16 protein-coding genes and 1 pseudogene are annotated in these 25,263 nt (G+C 64.4%); 3 read left to right on the top strand and 14 right to left on the bottom strand.

The window, feature by feature from the left end; all coding sequences use genetic code 11:
• Nucleotides 1-45: 45 nt before the first annotated feature.
• From H8A95_RS08200 to H8A95_RS08210, 3 genes are all read right to left on the bottom strand, one after another.
• Nucleotides 46-1,356 carry an HlyD family type I secretion periplasmic adaptor subunit gene (locus tag H8A95_RS08200; protein WP_229182706.1) on the bottom strand — a complete coding sequence of 437 codons (1,311 nt, stop codon included), beginning with the start codon at nucleotides 1,354-1,356 and terminating at the stop codon, nucleotides 46-48.
• Nucleotides 1,357-1,364: 8 nt separating this feature from the next.
• Complete coding sequence (locus H8A95_RS08205) at nucleotides 1,365-3,116, bottom strand: type I secretion system permease/ATPase (RefSeq protein ID WP_229182707.1); 1,752 nt, start codon at nucleotides 3,114-3,116, stop codon at nucleotides 1,365-1,367.
• Between the two features lie 158 nt (nucleotides 3,117-3,274).
• The gene (locus H8A95_RS08210) at nucleotides 3,275-4,069 is read right to left on the bottom strand and encodes an acyl-CoA thioesterase domain-containing protein (RefSeq protein ID WP_229182708.1); all 795 of its coding nucleotides are present in this window, start codon (nucleotides 4,067-4,069) and stop codon (nucleotides 3,275-3,277) included.
• Between the two features lie 109 nt (nucleotides 4,070-4,178).
• On the opposite strand from H8A95_RS08210, the gene H8A95_RS08215 reads away from it, so the two are divergent.
• On the top strand, nucleotides 4,179-5,087 hold the full coding sequence (locus H8A95_RS08215; protein WP_229182709.1) for a LysR substrate-binding domain-containing protein: 909 nt from the start codon (nucleotides 4,179-4,181) through the stop codon (nucleotides 5,085-5,087).
• Here H8A95_RS08215 and H8A95_RS08220 read toward each other — a convergent pair.
• The 7 genes and pseudogenes from H8A95_RS08220 to H8A95_RS08250 all read right to left on the bottom strand — a co-directional run bounded on the left by H8A95_RS08220 (nucleotide 5,084) and on the right by H8A95_RS08250 (nucleotide 12,493).
• Entirely contained in the window at nucleotides 5,084-6,061 is a 978-nt protein-coding gene (locus tag H8A95_RS08220; protein ID WP_229182710.1) for an ABC transporter ATP-binding protein, read from the bottom strand. The genes H8A95_RS08215 and H8A95_RS08220 overlap by 4 nt on opposite strands.
• Complete coding sequence (locus tag H8A95_RS08225; RefSeq protein WP_229182711.1) at nucleotides 6,058-7,470, bottom strand: amidase; 1,413 nt, start codon at nucleotides 7,468-7,470, stop codon at nucleotides 6,058-6,060. Before H8A95_RS08225 ends, H8A95_RS08220 begins: the two co-directional genes overlap by 4 nt.
• On the bottom strand, nucleotides 7,467-7,664 hold the full coding sequence (locus H8A95_RS08230; RefSeq protein WP_229182712.1) for a hypothetical protein: 198 nt from the start codon (nucleotides 7,662-7,664) through the stop codon (nucleotides 7,467-7,469). The genes H8A95_RS08225 and H8A95_RS08230 overlap by 4 nt, the downstream gene beginning before the upstream one ends.
• On the bottom strand, nucleotides 7,661-8,734 hold the full coding sequence (locus H8A95_RS08235) for an ABC transporter ATP-binding protein (protein ID WP_229182713.1): 1,074 nt from the start codon (nucleotides 8,732-8,734) through the stop codon (nucleotides 7,661-7,663). Before H8A95_RS08235 ends, H8A95_RS08230 begins: the two co-directional genes overlap by 4 nt.
• A gap of 4 nt (nucleotides 8,735-8,738) precedes the next feature.
• On the bottom strand, nucleotides 8,739-9,626 hold the full coding sequence (locus H8A95_RS08240; protein ID WP_229182714.1) for an ABC transporter permease: 888 nt from the start codon (nucleotides 9,624-9,626) through the stop codon (nucleotides 8,739-8,741).
• Between the two features lie 91 nt (nucleotides 9,627-9,717).
• Nucleotides 9,718-10,671, bottom strand: a complete 954-nt coding sequence (locus tag H8A95_RS08245) for an ABC transporter permease (protein ID WP_229182715.1) — start codon at nucleotides 10,669-10,671, stop codon at nucleotides 9,718-9,720.
• 203 nt (nucleotides 10,672-10,874) lie between these two features.
• Nucleotides 10,875-12,493: pseudogene (locus H8A95_RS08250) on the bottom strand (ABC transporter substrate-binding protein).
• A 243-nt stretch (nucleotides 12,494-12,736) separates the two neighbouring features.
• Between H8A95_RS08250 and H8A95_RS08255 the strand changes: the two are divergent.
• The gene (locus tag H8A95_RS08255; protein WP_229182716.1) at nucleotides 12,737-14,344 is read left to right on the top strand and encodes an ABC transporter substrate-binding protein; all 1,608 of its coding nucleotides are present in this window, start codon (nucleotides 12,737-12,739) and stop codon (nucleotides 14,342-14,344) included.
• Nucleotides 14,345-14,554: 210 nt separating this feature from the next.
• Here the strand turns inward: H8A95_RS08255 and H8A95_RS08260 are convergent, their stop codons facing one another.
• From H8A95_RS08260 to H8A95_RS08270, 3 genes are all read right to left on the bottom strand, one after another.
• Nucleotides 14,555-15,868 carry an IS701 family transposase gene (locus H8A95_RS08260; RefSeq protein WP_229182717.1) on the bottom strand — a complete coding sequence of 438 codons (1,314 nt, stop codon included), beginning with the start codon at nucleotides 15,866-15,868 and terminating at the stop codon, nucleotides 14,555-14,557.
• Between the two features lie 128 nt (nucleotides 15,869-15,996).
• Nucleotides 15,997-18,231 carry a CHASE2 domain-containing protein gene (locus tag H8A95_RS08265; RefSeq protein ID WP_229182718.1) on the bottom strand — a complete coding sequence of 745 codons (2,235 nt, stop codon included), beginning with the start codon at nucleotides 18,229-18,231 and terminating at the stop codon, nucleotides 15,997-15,999.
• A 107-nt stretch (nucleotides 18,232-18,338) separates the two neighbouring features.
• Entirely contained in the window at nucleotides 18,339-22,496 is a 4,158-nt protein-coding gene (locus tag H8A95_RS08270) for a VCBS domain-containing protein (protein WP_229182719.1), read from the bottom strand.
• 595 nt (nucleotides 22,497-23,091) lie between these two features.
• Here H8A95_RS08270 and H8A95_RS08275 point away from each other — a divergent pair.
• The gene (locus H8A95_RS08275; RefSeq protein ID WP_229182720.1) at nucleotides 23,092-23,838 is read left to right on the top strand and encodes a transglutaminase-like cysteine peptidase; all 747 of its coding nucleotides are present in this window, start codon (nucleotides 23,092-23,094) and stop codon (nucleotides 23,836-23,838) included.
• A gap of 151 nt (nucleotides 23,839-23,989) precedes the next feature.
• On the opposite strand, the gene H8A95_RS08280 is transcribed toward H8A95_RS08275, so the two are convergent.
• Nucleotides 23,990-25,189 (bottom strand): ABC transporter substrate-binding protein, encoded by a 1,200-nt coding sequence (locus H8A95_RS08280; protein ID WP_229182721.1) that lies wholly within the window; start codon nucleotides 25,187-25,189, stop codon nucleotides 23,990-23,992.
• Nucleotides 25,190-25,263 lie beyond the last annotated feature (74 nt).

Consider the following 25,263-nt stretch of genomic DNA (forward strand, 5'->3'; position numbering starts at 1 on the left):
CGGCTTTCGCCGGGACGACCCGGGGAGAGAGCCCCGCGCGAAAGCTCACTTCTCGCGGAACGACCGCATGAACTGGTCGTGCAAGGGCTTCATCAGGTATGACATCATGGTGCGGTCGCCGGTCTGGACGAAGGCCTCCACCGGCATGCCCGGGATGATCTTCACCTCGCTGCCGAGACGCGCGACCTCGCCCGGTGGCATCGAGACGCGGATCGTGTAGTAGCTCTGACCGGTGCGCTGGTCAGTTGTGGTGTCGGCGGAGACCCGCGTGACAACGCCGTTCAGCTCGGGTGTGGTGCGCTGGTTGAAGGCGGAGAGACGCAGCATGGTCTTCTGTCCGACCTGCAGCTTGTCGATGTCCTGCGGGTTGACCTTGGCCTCGACCGACAGATCGTCGGCCTTCGGAACGATCATCATGATCGCGTCGCCCGCGGTGATGACGCCGCCGACGGTATGGACGGTCGACTGCAGCACCACGCCGTCCTGCGGCGCGCGGATGTCGACACGGCGAAGCTGGTCTTCAGCGGTAACCTTGCGCTCGACGAACTCGCCGATCTTGTCGTTGGCCTCGCGCAAGTCCTTGGAAACCTCCGCGAGCATGTCCTTGTCGACCTGAATGATCTGCAACTCGGTCTCGGTGATCTTGCCCTTGGCCTGGGCGCGCGAGGCAATGTATTGCGCGCGCTCGCCGGACAGCCGGGCCGCATCGCGCTCCAGCGTGGTCAGGCGGGTCAGTTGCACCAGGTGCTGATCATAGAGCTGACGAACGCCGACCAGTTCGGTGTTCACGAGCTCGATTTCCTTGTCCTTGGACTTCTCCTGCGCCTGCAGGCCGGAGATTTCCTCGTTGAGCTGGGTGACGCGCTCGCGCAGCTGCGCCTTCTGGCCGGTACGGCCGTTGACGCGCACTTCGAACAGCTTGGTTTCGCTCGTCATGATGTCCCGCACGTCGGGATCCTTGGCCTGCTCGAGGAGTTGCGGCGGAAACACGATCTTGTCGCGGCCCTGCTGCTCGGCCTCGAGCCGGGCCGCGCGCGCGTAGAGACCGTTCAGCGTCTTGACCACGATCGCAAGGCTCGCCTTGACGACGGTCTCGTCGAGACGCACGACGATGTCGCCCGCTTTGACCGTGTCGCCGTCACGCGCCAGGATCTCGCCGACGACACCGCCGGTCGGATGCTGCACCTTCTTGACGTTGGTATCGACCACCACCGAGCCCGGCGCGATCAGCGCGCCCGAGATCGGCACCGTCGCGGCCCAGCCGCCGACGCCGCCGCCGAGAACCAGGACCACGGCGAGGCCGACCACGAGGTGTTTTCTGATCGAAGCATGCGCGTTACGCGGTTGATCGGTCATGCGGTCGCTCATGACTTGGCCGCCCCCGCATCGGCGACGATCTTGATCGGCGTGGGCACCGGCGGCGCGGCACGCTGCAGCACCTGCGCGAGCACGGTTTCCTTCGGCCCGAAGGTCTGCATACGGCCGTCCTTGAGCACCAGCAGCTGGTCGACGCCCTCGATGCCGATCGGCCGGTGCGCAACCACGATGACAACGGCACCGCGCTCGCGGGCGCCACGCACCGCGCGGGTCAGCGCCTCGTCGCCCTCACTGTCGAGGTTGGAGTTCGGCTCATCCAGCACGATCAGGAACGGATTGCCGTAGAGCGCACGGGCCAGCGCGACGCGCTGCGCCTGGCCGGCAGAGAGCGCCGTGCCCTGCTCGCCGACCTGGGTGTCGTAGCCCTCGCGCATCTTGATGATCATCTCATGCACGCCGGCTTCCTTGGCCGCCGCGATGATGCCGTCGGATTTCGCCTCGGGATCGAACCGGCAGATGTTCTGCGCGACGGTGCCGGCGAACAGTTCGACGTCCTGCGGCAAATAGCCGACATGGCGACCGAGCTCGTCCGAGGACCACTGATCGAGCGCGGCGCCGTCGAGCCGCACCTTGCCGCGCGCCGGCACCCAGACGCCGACCAGCGCTCGGATCAGCGACGACTTGCCGGAACCGCTCGGGCCGATCACGCCGACGCCGCTGCCGGCTTCGACGGCGAAGGTGACGTCTTGCACGATGGCGCGCTGGTCACCCGGCGCGACCATGGTCACGGCCTCGACCGAGAGCTTCTTCTCCGGCGCCTGCAACAGCGTCTGCGCGGGGCGTGCGGGCATCTGTTGCAGCAGGCGGTTGAGACGCTGCCAGCTCTGCCGCGCGGCGACGAAGCCCTTCCAATGCGCGATCGCGAGATCGACCGGCGCCAGCGCCCGCGCGCTCAGGATCGACCCGGCGATGATGATGCCGCCGGTGGCCTCCTGGTGGATCACGAGATAGGCACCGACCGCGAGCACGGCCGACTGCAACATCATGCGCAGCACCTTGGCGACCGCACCGAGCCCGCCGGTCACGTCGCTCGCACGCTGGTTGCCCGACAGATATTCCTCGTTGGCCTCGTTCCACCGCTTGTTCATCCGCCCGGCCATGCCCATGGCCACGAGCACCTCGGCGTTGCGGCGGCTCGAAGCGGCGAGATCGTTACGCCGCGCGGCGAGCGACATCGCTTCCTTGGCCGGCGCGCGCGACATGTATTCGGTGATCAGCGTCAGCGTCACCAGAATGATGGCGCCGACCAGCGCGGTAACGCCGAGCAGCCAATGGAATGCGAAGCAGATCAACATGTAGAACGGCAGCCAGGGCAGATCGAAGAATGCACCGGGGCCCATGCTGCCGAGGAAGGAGCGCACATTGTCGAGATCGCGCAGCGGCTGCAGGCCCTCACTGCGATTGCCGGCCATCAGCGGCAGCCGCACGATGGTGTCGAACACGCGCGCATTGAGCGCTTCGTCGAGCGAGGTGCCGACACGGCCGAGGATTCGTCCGCGCAGGAGATCGAGCACACCCTGGGCGATGTAGAGGACCGCGGCGATGACCACGAGCCCGACCAGGGTCGCAACGCTGCGGCTCGGCAGCACGCGGTCGTAGACCTGGAGCATGAACATCGAACCCGTCAGATACAGCAGGTTGATCATGCAACTGATGAGGCCAACGCCGATGAAGGCACTGCGGCATGCGCGCAGCGCCTCAGCCAGTTCGGAACGCCGGACAGCGGGCGCGACTGCCATAAAAACCGATCTCTGCAAAACAAACAAAACAAAAGAGTTACGTGATCACCACGTTGTACAGGCGTTTGCGATCATCGTCCATTTCAAGTCGCGCCAAGCAGAGCATGGTTCGCGCCGTATTTCTGTGACCCCTCAGACAGTTGACGGAATAATTAGGGTTAACCGGCCGCGGAACCCTCGCCTGAGGCGGGCGCGCTTCTCGGAAAGGGCACGAGAATGACCGACATCGAGACCCGGCCGATCTCGCCATCGACATCGAACAGTACCCCGCTGCCAACGCCAAGCCCGGCCTCTGCCCGCCAGCGCGCCTCGGCGCGAACGCCGATCCACGCTCCGCGCGGCGGCCTGAACAGTTGCACCGCAAGGTTCGGGTTGGGGTCGGCCACCACATTCTGCACCGGGCGTGCGATGCCGTGGGTCCAATCGGCAGGACCGAGCACGCGCGCCAACGGGCCGGCGTCCGTAATCACGCTATGGTGCATCCGAAACCACGCGACATCGTCCCCGGCACGGGCTTCCATCGCGTCCATGAACCAGCTGCGGCCATGGACGGCGTGCGGGCTGCGCAGCGGAAACACCGTCGGATCGACGCGGGCGGCGGCGCTGCCATGAAAACCGGGGATCTTGACCGCACGTTCGCGCGACAGCGTCACGCGGACCGTCGCGCAGGGCTGCTCCTCGCCTGCCGGCCATAGCGTGTTGTCGACGACGCTGACCCGGCCGCCCTCGGTCACGACAGAGATTTGCGTACGCAATTCCGCCATCGGCGTCGGCCGCAGGAACCAGGCCGCCGCCGATATCGCCGTGCCCCAGTTGCGCGCGCCCGCCATGGCCTCGACCTCGGCGGTCAAGAGGCTGGCAACCGCCCCGCCCTGGAGACCGGCGAACGGCCCCGCCGCCAGCGCGGCAGGTTTCCAGTGATGGGGCGTGGCTGAAGGTTCGAAGATGGCCAAGACGGGGAATCCCTGAGGTGCGCAGGATTGAGCGTTTGCGCAATCTGATCCATGAATATCGACCATGACAAAAGGCTATTCATCACTCGAGGTGAACAGGATTCACCCGTTGGACGCCCCCGACCCGCGGGTCATCCCGCCGCTGACGGCGCTGCTGGCCTTCGAGCGCGCGGCCACCCAGCTGAGCTTCCGGCGCGCCGCGCGCGACCTGTCGCTGAGCCCGTCCGCGATCAGCCACCAGATCCGCGGGCTGGAGCAGCAGTTCGGCACCAGGCTGTTCGTCCGCGGCGCGCGCGCGGTGCGGCTGACCGCGGACGGCGAGCGCTACCTTGCAAAAGTGTCGGCCGCGCTGGCGGCGCTGCAGGAGGCAAGCCGTGACATGCTGCGGCAGCGCGGCGAGGCCAGCGGCGAACTCTGGATCAGCTCACTGCCGTTCTTCACCAGCGCCGTGCTGCTGCCGGCGCTGCCGGAGTTCAAGCGGCGCCATCCGCAACTGACGCTGCGGATCGAGGCCACCCATCAATATGCTGACTTCACCGGATCGCGCGTCGATGTCGCGATCCGCTACGGGCGGGAACATGCCGCCGGGTTGAAGGTCGAGCCGCTGGTCAAGGTCAAGGGATTGCCGGTCTGTACGCCCGCGCTGCTCAAAGCGGGTCTTCGAACACCCGCGGACCTGTCGCGCGAGGTGCTGATCCATGTCACGACGCAGCCGCGCGCGTGGCCGGCCTGGCTGAGGGAGGCCGGCCTGCCGCATCTCGCCCCGCGCGGGCATCTGTGGCTCGACAGCGTGCCGGCGATGCTGGAGGCCGCCGAGCACGGGCTCGGCGTGGGGCTGGCGTTGGCACCCCTGATCAAGGCGCGGCCGGGCTTCGGCAAGCGGCTGGTGGCGCCGTTTGCGTTCGAGCCTGCGCAGAGCGAGACGATCTACCTGGTCTCGCGGACCGAGCAGGCGCGGGACCGGCGCATATCAGCGGTGCGGCGCTGGATCACCGACGCGGTCGCGCGGGCGAGCTAGGCCGTCGCGACGCTGGGTTCCGCCAGAACGCAGCGCGCCTGGTGGCCGGGCGCGACCGGCACATTCGGCGGCAGGCTTTCGCTACAGCGCGGCTCGGCAAACTTGCAACGCGGCGCAAAGGAGCAGCTCGCCGGCGCCTGGTCGAGCGACGGCGGCGTGCCCGGGATGGTCTCCAGCCGCTGGCCGCGCAGCGCACCGTGGATGGTCGACGCGAGCAAGCCCTTCGCATAGGGATGCACCGGCGTGCGCACGATGTCGCGCAAGGCGCCCTGCTCCACGATCTGGCCGGCATACATCACCGCGACGCGGTCGCAGATCTCGATGGCGACGCCGATGTCGTGGGTGACGAAGATGACGGACATGCCGAACTCGCGCTGCAGCTCGCGCAGCAGCAGCAGGATCTGGATCTGCACGGTGGCATCGAGCGCCGTGGTCGGCTCGTCCGCGAGCAGGATTTTCGGCTTGCAGGCCAGCGCCAGCGCGATCATCGCGCGCTGGCGCATGCCGCCCGACATCTCGTGCGGATAGGAGTCCAGCCGCCGTTTCGCGGAGGGGATCCGCACCACTTCGAGCATTTCGAGCGCCCGCGCGGTGGCGTCGCGCTCGCTCTTGCCCTCGTGGCGCATCACCGTCTCCGCGATCTGGCGGCCGATGGTGTAGACCGGATCGAGCGCCAGTGCCGGCTCCTGGAAGATCATCGAGACGGTCTGGCCGCGGAATGCGGACAGCGCCTCGTCGTCCATCGCCAGCACCTCCTGGCCCAGCACCTTGACGCTGCCGGAGATTTGCGTGCGCTTCCGCGGCAACAGCCGCATCAGCGCGCGCAGCGTCACGCTCTTGCCCGAGCCGGATTCGCCGAGCAGCCCCAACACCTCGCCCTCGCCGAGCGACAGGCTGAGATCGTTCACGGCATGGACCGTGCGATCGCCGGTGAAGCGGATGTTGAGGTTGTTGATCTCGACGAGATTGGTCATGCGAGCCTGGGTACCCTGGCGTGGAAATCGGTCGCGCGCTGGAAAGCAGCGCCGATCCGAAGCAAGCTGGCTTCCTCGAACGAGCGCCCGATCAGCTGCATGCCGACCGGCAGGCCTGTCTTCGTGAACCCGCTCGGAATCGACAGCGACGGCAGGCCGAGATAGTTGACCGGACGGGTGAACCGCGTCAGCCGCTGGATCACAGCTTCCGCGCCCGGACCGTTGCCGACATCGCTCTCGGCGATCGTCGGTGCCGGCACCGGAGCCGACGGCGCGATCACCGCATCGACGCCGCTGACCGCCGCGTTGTGCGCAGCGAGCGCAGGGCCACGCCAGCGCATCGCCTCGAGATAGGTGACCGCCGGTATGGTCAGGCCGTTCTGCAACCGCATCAGGACCTGCGCGCCGTAATCCTGCGGCCGCTCGATCATCCAGCGCTTGTGGAAGGCGGCGGCCTCGACCGCCAGCACCAGTTGCGACGCGGCGCTGAGTTGGCGCTGATCGGGCAACTCGACCTTGACGATCTCGGCACCTTCCTGCTTCAGGGTTGCCACCGTCTCGTCGAGGATGCGCGCCACCTCGCCATCGAGGTCGTCGACATAGAACGCGGTCGGCACGCCGATCTTGATCCCCTTCAGCGACTGCCTGGTCGCAGCCATGTAGTCCGGCACCGGCTGCGTCGAGGCGGTGAGATCCTCGGGGTCGGCGCCGGCCATCAGGCCGAGCAGCAGCGCGCAATCCTCTGCGGTCTGCGCCAGCGGACCGACGGTATCGAGCGACTGCGACAGCGGCATTGCGCCGGCACGGCTGACACGGCCGACCGTCGTCTTCAGGCCGGTGACGCCACAGAAATGCGCGGGCATACGCACCGAACCGCCGGTATCTGAGCCGAGCGCTGCGAAGGTGAGCCGCGCGGCGACCGCCGAGCCCGAGCCCGACGACGAGCCGCCGGTGATGTGCTCGGTGTTCCAGGGATTGCGCACCGCACCGTAATGCACGTTGTGGCCGGTCGGCCCATACGCGAACTCGACCATCTGCAACGAGCCGAGCCGGACCTGCCCGGCATCCTTCAGCCGCTGCAACGCCGTCGCGGTCGTTTTCGGCACGAAGTCGCGGCGGATCAGCGAGCCGCAGGTCACGACCTTGCCGGCATCGTAATACATGTCCTTGTGCGCCAGCGGCACGCCGTGCAATGCGCCGCGGCTGTTGCCCTTGGCGAGCGCGGCATCGGCTTCGGTCGCGGCAGCCAGCGCCTGTTCGGATTCGACCGCCATATAGGCGTTGAGGCGCGGTTGCCATTCCGCGATGCGATGCAGTACGGCGCGCGTCACCTCATGCGAGGAGACCTTCTTGTCGGCAATCGCCTTGGCGACCGCGGCCAGCGTCATCAGGGCCAGATCAGAGCTCATTTCGACACCTTTGCGATCTGCGCCAGCAGGAAGCTCGCGGGTTCGAGATCGAACGGCAGCGTGCCGGAGATCGGCGCGAAGCCGTCGAATGCGGGTCCGATCGAATTGGCGATACGGGCGGCGACATCGTCATCGGCGGGCACGTCGGCGACGTGCGCGATCACTTTGACGTCCTTGGGAGTTGGTCTGGTCATGCCGCGTTTTCTCCTTTTGCTTTTGCCGGCGCGCGGCTGTGCCCCGAGCCAGAGATGGCCATGTAGCACGCCGCCTGATGGCCCATTGTATCGAGATCGCTGAGTTTTGGCGTGTCGTTTGCGCAGAGCGGCTCCGCAAACGGACAACGGGTGTGAAACCGGCAACCCGACGGCGGATCGATCGGATTGGGCGGATCGCCCGAGATCGGCGGCACTTCGGTGCGCTTGTCGGGATCGGATGACGGCATCGCTGCCAGCAGCGCGCGGGTATAGGGATGCGCCGGCGCGTCCCAGACCGCATCGACCGGGCCGAGCTCGACGACTTCGCCGAGATACATCACCAGCACGCGGTCGGAGATGTAGCGGACGACGTTGAGATCGTGGCTGATGAAGAGATAGGTCAGGCCGAACTCGCGCTTCAGATCGGCGAGCAGATTGAGTACCTGTGCCTCGACCGATTTGTCGAGCGCGGACACCGCTTCATCGAGGATCACGAGCCGCGGCGACAGCGCCAGCGCGCGGGCGATGTTGACGCGCTGGCGCTGGCCGCCGGACACTTCATGCGGATAGCGGTTGGCGAAGATCTCCGGCCGCAAGCCCACCTTGCCGAGCAGCTCGCGCGCCAACGTCCGCGCCGTGTCATCGGCCATGCCGTGGACTTTCGGCCCGAAGGCGATCGATTCCTCGATGGTGAGGCGCGGGTTGAGCGAGGCGTAGCTGTCCTGGAACACCATCTGCACGCCGCGCCGCAGATCGCGCAGCGAGAGCGCCGGGCCGACCTGCCTTCCATCATAGATGATGTCGCCTGCATCGCGCGTCATCAGATGCATCAGCAGCCGCGCCGTGGTCGACTTGCCGCAGCCGGATTCGCCGACGATGCCGACGGTCTCGCCCTTCATGACTGCGAAGCTGACGTCGTCGACGGCACGTACAGTCTTGCGCGGGCTGAACAGCCCGCCGCGCACCGGGAAGTGCTTGGTCAGGCCATTGACCTGCAAAAGGGGCTGCGCTGCACCGCCGATGTCGGCGACCGGCTCCAGCATGTCGGTGGGAAGATTGGCGTCGCTCATCGAACTAGTTCCTGATGTCCATGGCGCTGCGCATGCCGTCGCTGAGCAGATTGAAGCAGATCGAGACCGCGAAGATCATCGCGCCCGGCAGCGCCGCGACCCACGGATTGACATAGATCGCGGTGCGCAGCGTGTTCAGCATCAGGCCCCATTCCGGCTCCGGCGGCTTGGTGCCGAGCCCGAGGAAGGACAGACCGGCGGCGAGGATCATCGACACCGAGATCAGGCCGGTGGCGTAGACGAAGATCGGGCCGAGCACATTGCCGAGCATGTGCACGCGCATGATGGTGAAGGGACCGGCGCCGGAGGCGCGGGCCGCCTCGACGAAATCCATGTTGCGGACGCCGGTGGTGACGCTCTCGGCGACCCGGGTAATCTGCGGCACGAACACGATGGTCAGCGACACGATCGAATTGGTGATGCCGGCGCCGAGCGCACCCGAGATCGCGATCGCCAGCAGCACCGAGGGGAAAGCATAGAACACGTCGACGGTGCGCATGATTGCGGTGTTGAGCTTGCCGCCGACATAGCCGGCGACGAGGCCGAGCGAGGTGCCGACCATGAAGGCGAGGATCACGGGCAGGATGCCGATCACCAGCGAGAGCCGTCCGCCATAGATCAGCCGCGCCAGCATGTCGCGGCCGAGCTCGTCGGTGCCGAGCGGATAGCCCGGTGTGCCGATGTGGCGGAGACGGCGGATCATCGAGCCCTGATAGGGATCGGCGAGATGCAGCCACGGCGCCAGCAGCGCCGAGGCAAAGATCAGTAGCAGGATGACGGCGCAGGCCATACTGACCTTGTCGCGCCTGATGCGGCGGGCAACGGTCGCCCAGTAGCCGCGTGCCTTGCTCGCGGGGGCGGCCTGCAATGCGGTATCTGACATCGCACTCATGAACTGGCTCTTTTTGGAGCATGATCTCCGCGCAAACGCGTTCCGCGTTTGTCGCGTCGGAAAACCGGTCCCCACTTTTCCGGATCATGCTCTAGCCCCGCTTGATACGCGGATCGATCGCGGCCTGCGCGATGTCGACCAGGAGATTGAGGAGCACGAAAAACAGCGCCAGCACCAGGATCGTTCCCTGCAGCAGCGGCAGATCGCGCTGGAAGATCGCCGAGTTCAGCAACAGCCCCGAGCCTGGCCAGGAGAACACGGTCTCGATCAGGATCGAGCCGCCGAGCATGTAACCAAGCTGGAGTCCCATCACCGCGAGCGCGGTCGGCGCGGCATTCTTGATGACGTGGCGAAACACCTCGGTCTCGCGCAGGCCTTTTGCGCGCAGCGCCTCGACGAAATCCTGGCTCAGGATATCACCGGTCAGCGCGCGGACCGTGCGGGTGACGATGCCCATCGGGATCACCGAAGTGGTGATCGCCGGCAGCACCAGATAGCGCAGATGCTCCCAGTCCCACGCCCAGGCGCCGGAGCCGCCGGGACCGGCGCCGACCGCGGGCAGCCAGTTGAGCTGCACCGAGAAGATGATGACCAGCACCATGCCGAGCCAGTAATGCGGCAGCGAGACGCCGGCGATCGCAATCGAGGTCGCGACTTTGTCGACCCAGGTATCGCGGAAGTAGCCGGCGATCAGGCCGAACAGCAGGCCGAGCGTGAAGCCGATCATCGCCGCCGCGATCGCCAGCATCACGGTGTTGCCGACCGCGCGCATCACCTCGCTCAGGACGGGGCGCCCGGTGGCGATCGAATTGCCGAGATCGCCATGGATCGCGCGCCACAGCCACAGGCCGAATTGCACCGGCAACGGGCGATCGAAGCCGTAGGCGCTGCGCAGTTGCGCGGCGAGCTCCTGCGAGGCATCGGCCGGCAGCACCGCGACCAGCGGGTCGCCCGGCGTGATGTGCACCAGCAGGAAGCACACCAGCGCCACGCTGAGCACGATCGGAATGACGTAGACGATTCGTCTGGATGTATAGGCGAACACGAGCTTACTCGCTTCTTCCCTTCGCCCTTGTGGGAGAAGGTGGCGCGCATGACATGCGCGCCGGATGAGGGGTTCCATCCGCGACTACAGTTGATTTCGAAACGGCGAGGAGCATCCGCGGAGACGACCCCTCACCCGGCTTCGCTCTCGCGAAGCCACCCTCTCCCACAAGGGAGAGGGTGCACCGATCTACGCCGTCAGCATCACGGCACGACAGTGACCGGCGAGAAGTCGACGAACCAGCTCTTCGGTTGCACGAAGCCCTTGACCTTCGGGCTCATCGCGCGCGGCGCGACGTCGTGAGCGACGTAGAGGAACGCCGCATCGTCGACCGAGGCGGCGTGCAGCTCGGCAAGCGCCGCGTCACGCGCCGCCGGTTCGAAGGTCTGGCGAGCCTTCTTCACCAGTTCGTCGAACTTCGGATTGTTGATGAAGCCCCAATTGTTCGAGACCGGCGGCGCCATGCCCGATTGCAGGAAGCGCACCAGTGCGAAGAACGGATCCATCGCGGCATAGGTGACGTTGGTCGCATTCGATCCGTTGGCCGACGGATCCTTGGCGCCGCGCCGCCAGTTGGTGAACAGCGTATTCCACTCGATGACGTCGAGCTGCACATCGAAGTAGCACTCGGCCAAAGCCTGTTGCAGATACTCGTTCATCGGCAGCGGCAGCATCTGGCCCGAGCCAGACGCCGAGGTCTGAATCTTGACCGTCAGCTTCTTGTTCGGACCGAAGCCCGCCTCCTGCATCAGCTTCTGCGCAGCCGGCTTGTCGTATTTGATCTGGAAGGTCGGGTTGCCGCGCCAGGGATGGCCGGGCTCGAACGTGCCGGTCGCCGGCACCATCAGGCCCGCGAGCAGCCCGTCGCGCAGCCCTTCGCGATCGACGCAGAGATTGGCGGCCTTGCGGACGCGGATGTCGTTCCACGGCGAGCCCTCGACGCGCGAGAACTGCCAGGGCCAGACATGCGGCTCCTCGTTGGAATAGAGATTGAAGCCGCGCTGCTTGATCTCGGGCAATGCGTCCGGCGCCGCGCCTCGATCCAGTTGACCTGCCCGGACAGCAGCGCCGCGGTGCGGGCATTGGCCTCCGGCATCGGCAGCAGCACCATCTTGTCGGTCTTCGGCACGCGCGCCTTGTCCCAGTAGTTGTCGTTCTTCACCAGCTCAAGCCGCTCGCGCGGGGTGAAGCTCGACATCTTCCAGGGACCGGTGCCCGACGCGTCCTTGGCGAACGCGGCCCACGCGGCCTGCGACTTCGCCTTGGCATCGGCACCCTCGGCCTTGTCGTAGAATTGCTGCCACTTGACCGGGCTCGCCATGAACAGATTGGTGAGGTTGATCGGCAGGAAGCTGTCCGGCTCCTTGGTGGTCAGCTCCACCGTCATATCGTCGATCTTGCGCGCCGAAACCAGCGTAGGCATGCGCGAGGCGGTGACGCCGACCTGGCTCGGATCGAATTGCGGGGCGTCCTGCTTCAGCACCTTGTCGACATTCCAGACCACGGCGTCGGCATTGAACGGCGAGCCGTCGTGAAAGGTGACGCCGGGACGCAACTTGAAGACCCACTTGGTCTTGTCGGCATCATCGACCTTCCATTCGGTCGCCAGGCCAGGGATCAGCGCGCTCGCCTTGTCCGACGACGACAGGTCCCACATCGTCAGCGCGTCGTACATCGTGAGCCCGGTGAAGCGATTGCCCTCGAACCCCTGGTCGGGCTGCCCAAGCGTGCGCGGAATATCGGCAGCCGTCATGCCAATGCGCAGCACGGTCTCGGCGCGCGCGATCGCCGGCACACAATTGGCGATCGCAAGCGCCAGCATGATCGCCGTCGCATTGGTCTTCCTGTTACGCATCTGAGCAACCCCTTCGAAGTCTGGTGACGTTTTAGTGATTATTTCTTGGGCAAGCGTATGCAATGCCTGTGCCAAGGGGAATAGTTCTTCAGCAAATAACCGCTGGGCGCGTCATTTCTTCCCACCTCGCGCCTGAACCGTGCGAAGATGCCTATTCTGGCATCATGCTTGCAAGATTTGGCCCCGACTTCCCACCAACGGAGCCTTCATATGCGCGCGCGCAATTCGATCCTGACGGCGGCAATGGCGCTCGCCCTGACCGCGGGCTGGCCGGCCACCTCGGCGCGAGCAGAGTCCATTGTGCGCTACGGCATTTCGATGGCCGACATTCCGCTGACGACCGGCCAGCCCGATCGCGGCGCCGGCGCCTATCAGTTCACGGCCTACACGATCTACGATCCGCTGGTGGCCTGGGAGATGGACGTGGCCGACCGGCCGGGAAAACTGGTGCCCGGGCTTGCGACCGAGTGGAAGGTCGACGACAGCGACAAGACCAAGTGGCGCTTCACCCTGCGCAAGGGCGTGAAATTCCACGACGGCAGCGACTTCAACGCCGACGCGGTGATCTGGAATCTCGACAAGGTGTTGAACGACAAGGCACCGCAATTCGACAAGCGGCAAAGCGCGCAGGTCAAGACCCGGCTGCCCTCGGTCGCGAGCTACGCCAAGATCGACGACCAGACCATCGAGATCACCACCAAGACGGTCGACTCCTTCTTCCCCTACCAGATGCTTTGGTTCCTGGTCTCGAGCCCCGCGCAATATGAGAAGCTCGGCAGGGACTGGGACAAGTTCGCCAGCCAGCCCTCCGGCACCGGCCCGTTCAAGCTGACCAAGCTGGTGCCGCGCGAGCTCGCCGAGCTGACCAAGAACCCGGACTATTGGGACAAGAAGCGGCTTGCGAAGGTCGACAAGATGATCCTGATCCCGATGCCGGAAGCGCTCACCCGCACCAACGCGCTGCTGGCCGGCCAGGTCGACCTGATCGAAACGCCGGCGCCCGATGCCGTACCGCAGCTCAAGGCCGCCGGCATGAGGATCATCGACAACGTGACGCCGCATGTCTGGAATTATCACCTGAGCGTGCTGCCGGGTTCGCCCTGGACCGATATCCGCCTGCGCAAGGCGCTCAACCTCGCGATCGACCGCGATGCGGTGGTTGGCCTGATGAACGGCCTGGCCAAGCCGGCCAAGGGCCAGGTCGACCCGTCGAGCCCGTGGTTCGGCAAGCCGAGCTTCGAACTGAAATACGACCTCGCGGCCGCCAAAAAGCTGGTGGAGGAAGCCGGCTATTCAAAGGACAAGCCGCTGAAGACCACCTTCATCATCGCCCAGGGTGGCACCGGGCAGATGCTGTCGCTGCCGATGAACGAATTCCTGCAGCAGAGCTTCAAGGAGATCGGCATCGATATCGACTTCAAGGTCGTCGAGCTCGAGACACTCTATTCGCACTGGCGCAAGGGCGCGGCCGACGAGATGAACGCCGGCATCACCGCCAACAACATCGCCTATGTCACCTCGGATCCGCTCTACGCCATTGTGCGGTTCTTCCATTCCGGCCAGGTGGCGCCGACAGGCGTCAACTGGGGCGGCTACAAGAATCCGAAGGTCGACGCGCTGATCGACGAGGCCAAACAGACCTTCGATAGCGCCAAACAGGATGCCTTGCTGGCGCAGGCGCACGCGCTGATCGTCGACGATGCCGCGCTGGTGTGGGTCGTGCACGACACCAATCCGCACGCGCTGTCGCCGAAGGTCAAAACCTTCGTGCAAGCGCAGCACTGGTTCCAGGATCTGACGCAGATCGGGCTGGAGTAAGTTGGCTGTCGCCGCGTAAACTTCTCCACCGTCGTCCTGGCCTAGTGCGCAATTGCGCACGGGAGCCGGGCCCCATAACCACGAGTGGGTGTTGTGAGAAAGCCGTCCGGCCGCTTGCCCTTTACGTCGGCCGCGGCGTATGGATCCCGGCCCCCGTGCGCAACTGCGCACTAGCACTACTTTAGCAGAATGTGTTTGCGCCACTGTTTTTCAAGGATTTGCTTTCGGCAGTACGGACACCACGGAGCCGGTGGCCGCAGGATGAGATCGACGATGGCGTGACGTACGGCGGGCATGGTTGGTTGAGGCGGAGGCCCGTTGATTCTTTTTTTTCCGCCCCGCGTATGCGAGGCGCCGATGCTGCAGGAAGGCGTAGGCAATCATTGTCATCAGGGCGTGGCGATGCAGGCCCTGCCATGATCGCCCTTCGAAGTGATCAAGTCCAAGCTCTTCCTTCAACTGCTGATGCGCCTGCTCACAAATCCATCGTGCCTTGATGGTGGCGGCCAGTGTGCGCAGATCCGTCGCCGCAGGGAGATTAGCAAGATAGTATTTCTTCTCCCCTGAGGCACGTTGCTCGCCAATGAGCCAGGCTTCCTCGCCCGGAAGATGCTGCTGACCCTTATCCCATATCCGCTGCGGAGGCCCATCGGCGATGCGGATACGGACAGCAGCAAATCGGGCTTTCAGCCGACCTTTCGTCCCGCTCCGCCAACTCACGGCTTTCCACTTGGCGCTGGCCAGCATCTGTTCTGCCGCAATCGATAAGATATCGGGCACGTGGTGCTTTCGTGGTTTCCCGCGGACTTTGGTAATCGGCCAAATGAGCTTCACGTCGACCGGATACACCTTCAGGTGCCGGGGGATGCCGACAGCCCAGACCAGCCCACGCTCTGTTAGCCCTTGTCGAAACGGTGCGCTAAGTCCGTATCCTGCATCCGCCAGCACACATCCAAAGCGCACGTTGGCTGCCATGGCGCGGTCAATCTCGGCCAAAGCAATCTCCGGCTTGGACCGTGGTGCCTGGTGTTCGACAGGCACGCGAGCGCGCTTCAAACGAGACACGTCGCTTGTCCAACTGTCAGGCAGAAAGAGACGTAACGCGACCATCACTGGCACTTCGCCGCGCGCAAGCGTCAAAGACACCAGCGTTTGGCAATTTGCCGTTTTGCCGAGAGCCGACGCGTATTGAGCCGCAACACCAACCGAGCGTTCGCCCTTCTTCGGCAGTGAGGTGTCATCAATAACCAGCACCGCATCCTTGCCGCCGACAAGTCGGTCCGCCTGGTTGAGCAGCTCAGATTCCAGTGGTGATGCGTCCCAGACACCATCGGCGATGAAATGGTGCAGCTGATCGTAGTTGCCTGTGGCAAGGCGTTCTGCCATCGGCTGAACGCTCTTGCGATCGCCAGGGCCGATCAACCCCGCAACGTACAGCGGACACATCCGCTGCCGGGTCTTGTGACCCAGCCGGTCCAAGAACGGCTTCAGCCAACGCTCGAGTTCGTCTTCCCATCCCGGCATGGTCAGCCCTCCAAGAGCCTACCACCCATGAATCATTGAAAAATTGATTCGGGAATCCTATAACGCACGGCAAATTCAACAATCTGCCAAAGTAGTGCTAGGCCGGGACAACACGAAGTTTGCGGCGCCTATTTCGTCGTCAACGCAAAGGCGCCGTCCCAATCGTCCGGCGGCGGCTCTTTCTGGAAGGCGCGGATGCGCGCCTCATAGAGGCGGTAGAGGTATTGCAACGACTGCGCCTCGTCGGTCTTGCGGCCACGCTCGATCGTGGCCAGCGCACCGTCCCAATCACGGCCGCGGTAGCAGGCGAGCATCTCGATGGTCAGGTTGCGCAGCCGCTGGAAACGGCCCGATTGCGCAACGTCCTCGCGGCCGGCGATCGCATAGATCACCTCGGGCTCCTTCTTGCCCTTGACCATGATGAAGTCGAGTTCGAGGATCGCGAACCTCTCCTTCACCGCGAGCGCGGTCTTCGATCCCACGATGATCGGGAAGCCGTACTCCTTGGACTGACCCTCGAGTCGAGCCGCTAGATTGACGCTGTCGCCAAGCACCGAATAATTGAACTTCAGATCGGATCCCATATTGCCGACCACGCAGGTGCCTGTGTTGAGGCCGACGCCGATGTTGAGCGGCACATAGACGTGACCGCCGTCCTTGGCCTCCTGCTCGCGCGTCTCGTTGAGCTGGTCGACGCGCTCGAGCATGTCGAGCGCGGCCTCGCAGGCGTTGAGGTGGTGTTGCTTGTCGTCGAGCGGCGCATTCCAGAACGCCATGATGGCGTCGCCCATATATTTGTCGATATAGCCTTTGCGCGCGAGGATCGCGTTGGTGAGCGGGGTGAGGAAACGGTTCATCAGCGCCGTGAGGCCCTGCGGATCCCTCTTGTAGGTTTCCGAGATCGAGGTGAAGCCGCGCATGTCCGAGAACATGATGGTCATCTCGCGCTCCTCGCCGCCGAGCACGAGCCGTTCCGGCGCGTTGGCAAGCTGCTCGACCAGCGCCGGCGACATGTACTGCACGAACTGCGACCTGATCTGCCGGCGCTGCTGCTGCTCGCGCACGAAGGCGGAGAAGATCAGCGTCAGGTAGATCGCCGTGGTCGACATCAGCGGATAGGTAAAATCGATCAGGAGCCGGTGCTGGGAATAGAAATACCAGGACGTGCCGGTCAGCACCGAGGCGAACATCCCGCCGACCACGACGAGCGTGATCGGACCGAACTTCGGCGCGAAGGCGATGACCAGGAGTCCCATGATCATCGCGGCGAAGAACTCAATGCCGATGCCGTAGTTCGGCTGCGAAACGACGTCGCCGGTCAGCGCGCTCTCCAGCACCTGGGCATGAACCTCGACACCGGGCATCGCGGGCGTCACCGGCGTCGTCTTGATGTCGTTCAGCCCGACTGCGGAGGTGCCGATCAGGATCAGCTTGCCGGCGATGCGGTCCGGCGGGACGCGCCCATCCAGCACGTCGACGGCCGAGACATAGATCGAGGGGTCGCGGCGCGCGTAATGAATCCAGAGCTGGCCGTGGAGATCGGTCGGGATCGCAAAGCCCTTGAGGCCGAGACTCTGGATACCGGCCTTGTCGGCCTTGATCAGGATGGTGCCCGAACCACTCGCCACCCGCAGCATCTCGAAGCTCAGCGACGGCATGGTGACGCCCTGCGCCACCATGATCATCGGCACGCGGCGCACGATGCCGTCGCGTTCCGGCCTGATCGTGAACAGGCCGCGGCCGGCGGCGGCCTCCTCCAGCACCGGCACGTTGCGCAGCAACCCCGGAAACATGAACATAAAGGGCTGCGGCTCCTCGCCGAGCGTCGCAAGCCCGGTGACCGGAAGCTTTTCGTTGAGGTCGGCGCGCACGTTGGGGCCACCGGATTCGCCGAGCACCACGCGCGAGCTTTTGATGGCCTCGGCGAAGATGCTGTCGTTGCTCGGCAACTGCCGCAGCCTGGCCCGCATTTCCTCGTCGAGATTACTGAACGTATCGGCCGCGATATCGGGGTTGAGGCGATCCGGCTCGGAGAACACCGCGTCGAACGCGATCACCACGGCGCCGAGCCGGGTGAGATTGGTGACGATGTCAGCGAGCCGCGTTCGCGGCCAGGGCCATTGCCCGAGCCGGGTATCGGCGAGGCTCTTCTCGTCGATATCGACGATGGTGACCGGCCGCGCGGTCTTCCGGCGCGGTTCGATCACCTGGAACGTGTCGAACGTCCTGACGCGAAGCTCCTGCACCGGAGCCGGATCCACGACCCGCAGCGCGGCGATGCCGATCAGCAGCCCGACGCAGGCGAGCCGCGCATAACCGAAGCGCCGTCCGAACCACCTTCGTATCGCCTTCAGCCGTTTCATGCTGTCTGGATATCACGCGCGCAGGGTTGTTCCAATCGAGCAAGCAAGCGCAATGCACAATCAGCCCAACCAAATGCACCGCCTATGGCGGCACGGCCGCCCGTCCATCAGTTGACGTGAAGCAGGAAGTCGTTGTGGTTGAGCTCTGCGGGGGTGACGTTGCGAAGCGTAATGGTGTCCGCGCTATCGATGGTGATCAGCGTATCCGCCGCGTTGGTCGGCGATTGCGCGACGTGCTGGCTGATCCAGGTATCGACACTGCTGGTCGAGACGACCGCGGTGAGGTCGATATGGTCGAGGCCGGGCTTGAAGTTCATGATCGTGTCGTGGCTGAAGTTCGCCGCGAACACAAACTGGTCCTGGTAACCCGCCGTCCCGAACAGCACGTCCTTGCCGGCGGTGCTCGTGAGCGTCACCGGCGCGGTCGGATTTTGCTGAACGTTGAAGATCAGGTTGACCGTATCGCTCGCGCCATTGCCGTCGGTCACGGAGAGCGTGACCGTGTCGGTCGGCGCGGTGCCCGGGTGATAGGTGAGGACCGACGATGCGAGGGCTGCGTTGATATCCGCCGGGTGGCCGGCCTGCGCTGGTGGCGTCACGCTGCTGCCTGAACCGGCCGTCGTGGCCGCCAAGGTGAAATTCTCGACAGCGGTTGCATCGACGTCCGTCACGGTCAGGCCGGAGATTGTCTCGGTCCCGTTGGCATTTTCGACGATGGTGACGTTATCGGTATGAATCACGGGCGCGTCATTGGCGCCGACGACATCGACCGTCAGCGTCGCGGTCCCGGCCGCGCCGTGCGCGTCGATCGTCTCGACAGTAAACGTATCGGCATAGGTCCCCTTGGCCAACGCGTTGATCGCGGCATCATTGGGAACATAGCTGTAGGTGCCGTCTTTGTTGACCGTGAGCGAGCCGTAGAGGCCCGTGATGGCCGAATTGACGGCAACGTGGTCCGAATTGAGGCCGGCGTAGGTCAGCGTCGCGGTCTCACCATCGTCGACGTCATGGCCGTGCAACGTGCCGGTCAGCGGGCTGAACGTGTCATAGGCCGCGGTATCGGTGAGCGTGCCGGCATTGACGTCGGCGAGCGTCGGCGCGTCGTTGGCGCCGTTGATCGTGATGGTCACAGGCGTGGTGATGACGCCGCCATGATGATCATCGATCTGGATCGTGTAGGTCAGCGTCAGCGTCTCGCCGACGGCGAGATAGTCGAAATTCTTGTCCGCGGCCGAGAAGGTCCAGGTGGACGATCCCGTCGCGCCATTGGTGGCATCCGTCAACGTGCCCAGCGACAGCCAGTTCAGGACGGTGGACGTGTCCTTGGGCAGACCCGTGGTAGCCCCGGTTTCCGCCACGCCGATGATGGTGACGGAGTGGATGTCGCTGAGGTCCACATCGGCAAACGTCACCGCGCCCGATGCGCTGTCCGGCTTGGATGAACCGGTCGTGTCGGGCTGCTCGGCGATGGTGGCCGCCTGCGGTGCCGAGGTGACAATTGGCGCATCGTTGCTGCCGGTAATCGTGATCGTCACCGGTTCGCTGATCACGCCGCCATGATGGTCGTCGATCTTGACGGTGTAGGTCAGCGTCAGCGTCTCGCCGGCGGCGAGATAATCGAAATTCTTGTCGGCAGCCGAGAAGGTCCAGGCCTGCGATCCGGCCACCCCGCCGGTCGAATCGGTCAGCGTCCCCAGCGAGAGCCAGTTCAGGACCGTCGACTCGTCCTCGGGCAGGCCCGTGGTCGTTCCGGTTTCCGCCACGCCGGTGATCGATACGGTGTGAGTGTCGCTGAGATCGACGTCGGCAAACGCCACCACGCCCTGGGCGACGTCCGGCTTCGATGAACCCGTCGTGTCGGGTTGCTCGGCGATGGTCGCCGTCGGCGGCTCCGATGTGAACGTCGGGACGTCGTTGGTGCCGGTGATGGTGATCGTCACGGGCTGGGTGACGACGCCGCCATGATGGTCGTCGACCTGGATCAGGTAGGTCAGCGTCAGCTTCTCGCCGGCAGCGAGATAGTCGAAATTCTTGTCGGCGGCCGAGAACGTCCAGCCGCTCGATCCGGTCACGCCGCCGGTCGAATCCTTCAGGATGCCGAGCGATATCCAGCTCAGTATCGTCGCCTGATCGGGAAGCCCCTTGGTCACGCCCGTTTCGGTGACCCCGGCCACGGTGACGCTGTGGGTGTCGCTGAGATCGACGTCGGTGAAGGTCACCGTACCGGACGCGGTATCCGGCTTCGTCGAACCGGTCACCCCTTCGGTCTCGGTGATGGCAGCCGCCTGGGTCGGCGACGTGATCACCGGCTTGTCGTCGGTGCCGACGATCGTGATCGTGACGGGGACCGTGACGACGCCGCCATGATGATCGTCGATCTGGATCGTGTAGATCAGCGTCAGCGTCTCGCCCGCGGCGAGATAGTCGAAACTCTTGTCGGCGGCCGAGAACGTCCAGGAGCGCGATCCGGTCACGCCATCGGTCGAATCGGTCAGTGCGCCCAGCGACAGCCAGCTCAGCACGGTGGCCTGGTTGGCAAGTCCGCTGGTAACGCCGGCCTCGGTGACGCCGGTGATGGTGACCGAGTGCGTGTCGGTCAGGTCAGCATCGGTAAACGTCACGGTGCCGTGCGCCGCATCCGGCGCGGCGGAATTCGTCGTCCACGGGAGTTCAGTGATCGAGCCGACCTGCGCCGCAGACGTCACGACCGGCGTGTCGTTGGTGCCGGTGATCGTGATGGTGATGGTCTTGAAGCCGGTCTCGTTGCTCAGCTGGTAGTTGTTATCGACGCGCACGAGATAGGTCAGCGTCAGCGTCTCGCCGGCGGCCAGAAAGTCGAACGCGCCGTCGGCAAGGCTGTAGGTCCAGGTCGCCGAGCCGATGTTGGTGTTCTGCGGATTGGGGTCGAGCAGCAGCGGGATCTCAACCGCGTTGATGGCCGCCCGCTCCGCCGCCGTCAGCGACGAAGTCACGTCGTTGCCGCTGGCGTCCCGGTAGCTGAACGAATTGAAATTGACCGTCGCAGTCGGCTTGTCGCCGAGATTGACGTCCACCCATGTGATCTGGCCGGTCACTGTGTCGGGCTGCCCGCTATGGGTCTGCCCGGGCAGTTCGGTGAACGCGCCATCCTGTGTCACGACATGCGGCGCCCCGGGGATATGGTCGGACTTGCTGGGCGCGGTCTGTGACTGGGTATCGTTGGTCAAACCCAGCAGAAAGCTTGTCGGCACGACAGCGTCGCCGGTAGCGAGCTTGAGGATGGTCGTGAACGGGACGATGCTGTCCGTGAAGTTCGTCGTCAGCTTGGTGTTGGGATTGGAATTGTCGGTGAACTTCAGCGCGAAGACATCGGAGATCAGCTTCTGCGCGTCGGTCGACAGTTGCGCCGACGAGACGAAGCTGACGCTTCCCTGGCCGTTGACGATGGTCTGGGTGCCGGCCTGATCGACGGTTGCGATCGGATTGAGCGTCGTCTTGTCGAACAGGATGTAGGAGCCGGTGGTGCCATCGGGCTCGACCAGCACCTGGAATTTGGCGGGCGGTACGCCACCGGTGCCCTGGACGTCGAAATCGATCTCGACCAGCACTGCAGTGCCGCGGATGCCCATGGTCGCGACCGGCGTATCGACCTTCATGTCGCCATGCTTGGCGGTGGCGCCGGCCACGAACGAGATCGTGCCCGAAACGAGGCTCATCAACGACGAATTGCTCGACCCGTTCGGGTCATAGATCATCTCGTTCAGCACCATCTTGGCGTTCGGTCCGAGACCGAACACGGTGCCGTCGATGAAGGTGATGCCGAGCGTCGAGTCGCCGCCGGACTGTACCACGTCACCCTTGTTGACGTTGTCACCCTGGTTCAGGACGATCGCAACGCCGTTGCGAATCGCGGTGGCGCTGCCCGCCAGCTTGGTGACATGGCCGATGACCTTGGCCGGTTCGGCGGCACCGCCGGCCTGCGCATATTGGGTGTAGCCGGTGAGCGCGTTGACGAGGTCGCCGGTGAGATGCGCGCCTTCAGGCGATGCCAGGGCGGCGTGCTTCTCGCCCTTGAAGTAGTCGCGCAGGACGAGTTCCCGATCGTCCTTCGAGATGACGAGATCGAGCCCGGTCCGCTTGAAGTCGCCGGTGAACAGCAATTGCCCGTCGTCGACGGTGATCGCGCCGGACGGAGCGTGCGTGGAAACGCTGTCGACATGCACCGATCCACGGGCATAAGCGTCCGTGTTCGGCAAATGGCCGTCGAATTTCTCGACAAAGTTCACTGCGGATCACCGCACGAGGGTTAATATTGGTAAAATATCCGAATGATTACGCCTGCATATCATCGGATAAAGCTTGGCGAAACCATCCTTTGCTTTCGCGGGATGCTCTGGTCGCGCCATTTGAGCGGGTGTGACTTGGCTCACTCTGTCAGGAGTCGTGTAGTTCAGACTTGCCTGACGGTACCATGAGATGGGATTCGCGCCAAGATACGTAGTGAGCCACGTATTCGTGGTATTGATTGGCATTTCTGTACTTGCCTTTATTTCCCCACAGCCCCGAGAGGGCATTTGACCCCAATTTTCCGGCTAAAGCTGTGACCTGGCTTACAAATCGCAGCTACCCCGCGCGCGGACTGGCCGGATTAACCAGAAGGCAAGGATGAGGCGCAACGCGGTGGAAAAAGGTTCGCTGGGTTCATTTCACAAACCGGTAAAGTTTTCGGGACCCCGAGCAGGCGCCCTTTAGCCTGCCGTCCGGATTGCCCACATATTAAGTCGATTCGAAGGGATCGTTGGCCATGCTCACGGCATGAAACGATCCGGTCGCGTGTGCGGTGTAGTGTCCACCCGCCGATGAGCGGACAGGGGGTGTCACATGAGATTCTCGCTTCGCTCGTTTGCGCTGCGTTCCGTCATGTTGGGCTTCGGCTTGGTGCTCGCCGCGCCGGTCGCCGAGCTCAATGCCGCCTCGTTACTTTCGCCCGGCCCGTCGTCGCTGATCAGAAAATCGACCGAGCCGTTCGGTCTGGCCACCAGCCTGCTTGCCGGCGGCGGCCTTTACGATAAATGGCTCGGCGTGCAGCGCCAGCTCGCCGGCGAGTTGGTGCAACTCGCAGGCTGCGAGAGCGATCGCGCCGGCTGCGCGTCGCCGGAGGCGCTGCGGTTCCTGGCGATCGTCGATGCCGGACGGGCACGCCAGGGCCGCGCGCGGCTCGGCGAAATCAACCGCGCGATCAACCTTGCGATCCGTCCGGGTAGCGATCTTGCGACCTACGGCGAGCCCGACGTCTGGGCCACGCCGCTCGCCACCTTCGCGCGCGGCAGCGGCGATTGCGAGGACTATGCGATCGCGAAATTCGTGGCGCTGCGCAAGGCCGGCGTCGCGCCGGACGATTTGCGCATCGTCGTCATGCATGACCTGCTCGGCGGCGAGGACCATGCCGTGGTCGCAGCGCGGCTCGACGGCCACTGGCTGATGCTCGACAACCGCCGCATGGCGATGATCGAGGACAGCGACATCAGGAGTTTCCGGCCGACCTTCGTGATCGACCAGAATGGCGTCAGCCGCTACGTCGATGCGCCGCTGGTCACCGAGGCCGCGTGGCGGCCTGCCACTCGGTGAATGACGCGTTCGACTGAACGATCATGGCGTGGGCCGCTGCCCCGGCGTCGTTGCGAGGAGCGAAGCAACCAAGCAATCCATGTTTCCTTTTGTGGCGGCATGGATTGCTTCGCTGCCCTCGCAATGACGACCGGTTCGAGTTCTGTGCCGCTCAGAACATCAGATTGTCCTTCACCAGAACCCAGCGGCCACCCTTGACCTGCTGCACCTGGGTGATGGTGTTGGCGAGATGATCGGTCTTGGAGAACCTGGTCGGCGGCGAGCTGAAGATGTCGAGGAACTTGTCGCCTGACTCCAGCGCGTCCAGCATCTTCTGGCCGGTGAGATCCTTGCCCGCCTTCTGCGCGTAGAAGGCGAAGGTCATCACCGCGTTGTAGCCGATGATCGCCTGCGTGTTCGCCTCGCTGTTGAACATCTTCTTGTAGTTGACCAGCCAGTCCTTCACCTTGCCCTTGGCGGTGTCCTCATAGGGAATCTCGAAGCCCGAGGCGGCGTAGAGCCCTTCGACGGCCTCCTTGCCGAGCGCCGGCACTTCGAGCACGTTGGTCGGGGTGGCGCCGAGGAAGGTCACGTCCCAGCCGAGCTTTCTGGCCTCGTTCATCGCGCCGATGGTTTCGCGGATCACGGTGCCGAGCACGACGAGATCGCAGCCGTCGGACTTCATCTTGGCAACCTGCGCCGAGAAGTCGGAAGCGCCGCGCTTGTAGCTCGTGACCGAGGCCGGCGGCACCTTCATCGCGCCGAGCTGCTGGGTGAAGCCGTCGAGCACGTTCTTACCGTACTCGTCGTCCTGGTGCATGATGCAGGGCTTCTTGAAGTTCTTCCACTCCATCATGTATTTGAGCGCGGCGCGCGTGCTCTCGACATAAGGCAGGAGGTTGTTGAACTTCAGCCGCTCCTGCGGCTTGGCGGGATCGAACTTGAAGGTGAATTCGGCGGCGGTCAGCGGGAACAGCTGCAGCACGCCCGCATCGAACAGGATATCCTGCGCCGCAAGCACGGTCGGCGACCCCATCGGGCCGATCATCGCGAACACCTTGTCGCGCTCGACCATCTTCTGCGAGGCCAGCACGGCCTTCTTCGGGTCGTAGCCGTTGTCCTCCAGAATCATCTTGATCTTGCGGCCGTTGATGCCGCCGCTGGCGTTGATCTCCTCAACCGCCATCTTCATGCCGTTCGACACCGGAACGCCCCAGACCTTGATCGGGCCGGACAAATCCTGATGCGTTCCGATCACGATCTCGGTCGGTGAGATGCCTTCATTGGTGACCTTGGTCTGGGCTGCGGCCGGCAGACAGGTCAGCGCCAACGCGCTCACCGCAAGGCCCAGCGCCTTCAGCGATTTCGACATTGCAGTCTCCTCCTTACAGTGGCCCATGCTGAGCGAAGGGTCGGGCCTGCTCGCTCCCTCGCCAATTCCCTTAT

The sequence above is a fragment of the Bradyrhizobium oropedii genome (genome assembly GCF_020889685.1).
Classification (GTDB): domain Bacteria; phylum Pseudomonadota; class Alphaproteobacteria; order Rhizobiales; family Xanthobacteraceae; genus Bradyrhizobium; species Bradyrhizobium oropedii.

Bases quoted from the DNA above. Each gene is read 5' to 3' on its own strand.
- H8A95_RS08235 (WP_229182713.1), bottom strand. From the start codon at position 8,734: ATGAGCGACGCCAATCTTCCCACCGACATGCTGGAGCCGGTCGCCGAC.
- H8A95_RS08230 (WP_229182712.1), bottom strand. From the start codon at position 7,664: ATGACCAGACCAACTCCCAAGGACGTCAAAGTGATCGCGCACGTCGCC.
- H8A95_RS08275 (WP_229182720.1), top strand. From the start codon at position 23,092: ATGAGATTCTCGCTTCGCTCGTTTGCGCTGCGTTCCGTCATGTTGGGC.
- H8A95_RS08200 (WP_229182706.1), bottom strand. From the start codon at position 1,356: ATGACCGATCAACCGCGTAACGCGCATGCTTCGATCAGAAAACACCTC.
- H8A95_RS08265 (WP_229182718.1), bottom strand. From the start codon at position 18,231: ATGAAACGGCTGAAGGCGATACGAAGGTGGTTCGGACGGCGCTTCGGT.
- H8A95_RS08240 (WP_229182714.1), bottom strand. From the start codon at position 9,626: ATGAGTGCGATGTCAGATACCGCATTGCAGGCCGCCCCCGCGAGCAAG.
- H8A95_RS08260 (WP_229182717.1), bottom strand. From the start codon at position 15,868: ATGCCGGGATGGGAAGACGAACTCGAGCGTTGGCTGAAGCCGTTCTTG.
- H8A95_RS08225 (WP_229182711.1), bottom strand. From the start codon at position 7,470: ATGAGCTCTGATCTGGCCCTGATGACGCTGGCCGCGGTCGCCAAGGCG.
- H8A95_RS08280 (WP_229182721.1), bottom strand. From the start codon at position 25,189: ATGTCGAAATCGCTGAAGGCGCTGGGCCTTGCGGTGAGCGCGTTGGCG.
- H8A95_RS08255 (WP_229182716.1), top strand. From the start codon at position 12,737: ATGCGCGCGCGCAATTCGATCCTGACGGCGGCAATGGCGCTCGCCCTG.
- H8A95_RS08220 (WP_229182710.1), bottom strand. From the start codon at position 6,061: ATGACCAATCTCGTCGAGATCAACAACCTCAACATCCGCTTCACCGGC.
- H8A95_RS08205 (WP_229182707.1), bottom strand. From the start codon at position 3,116: ATGGCAGTCGCGCCCGCTGTCCGGCGTTCCGAACTGGCTGAGGCGCTG.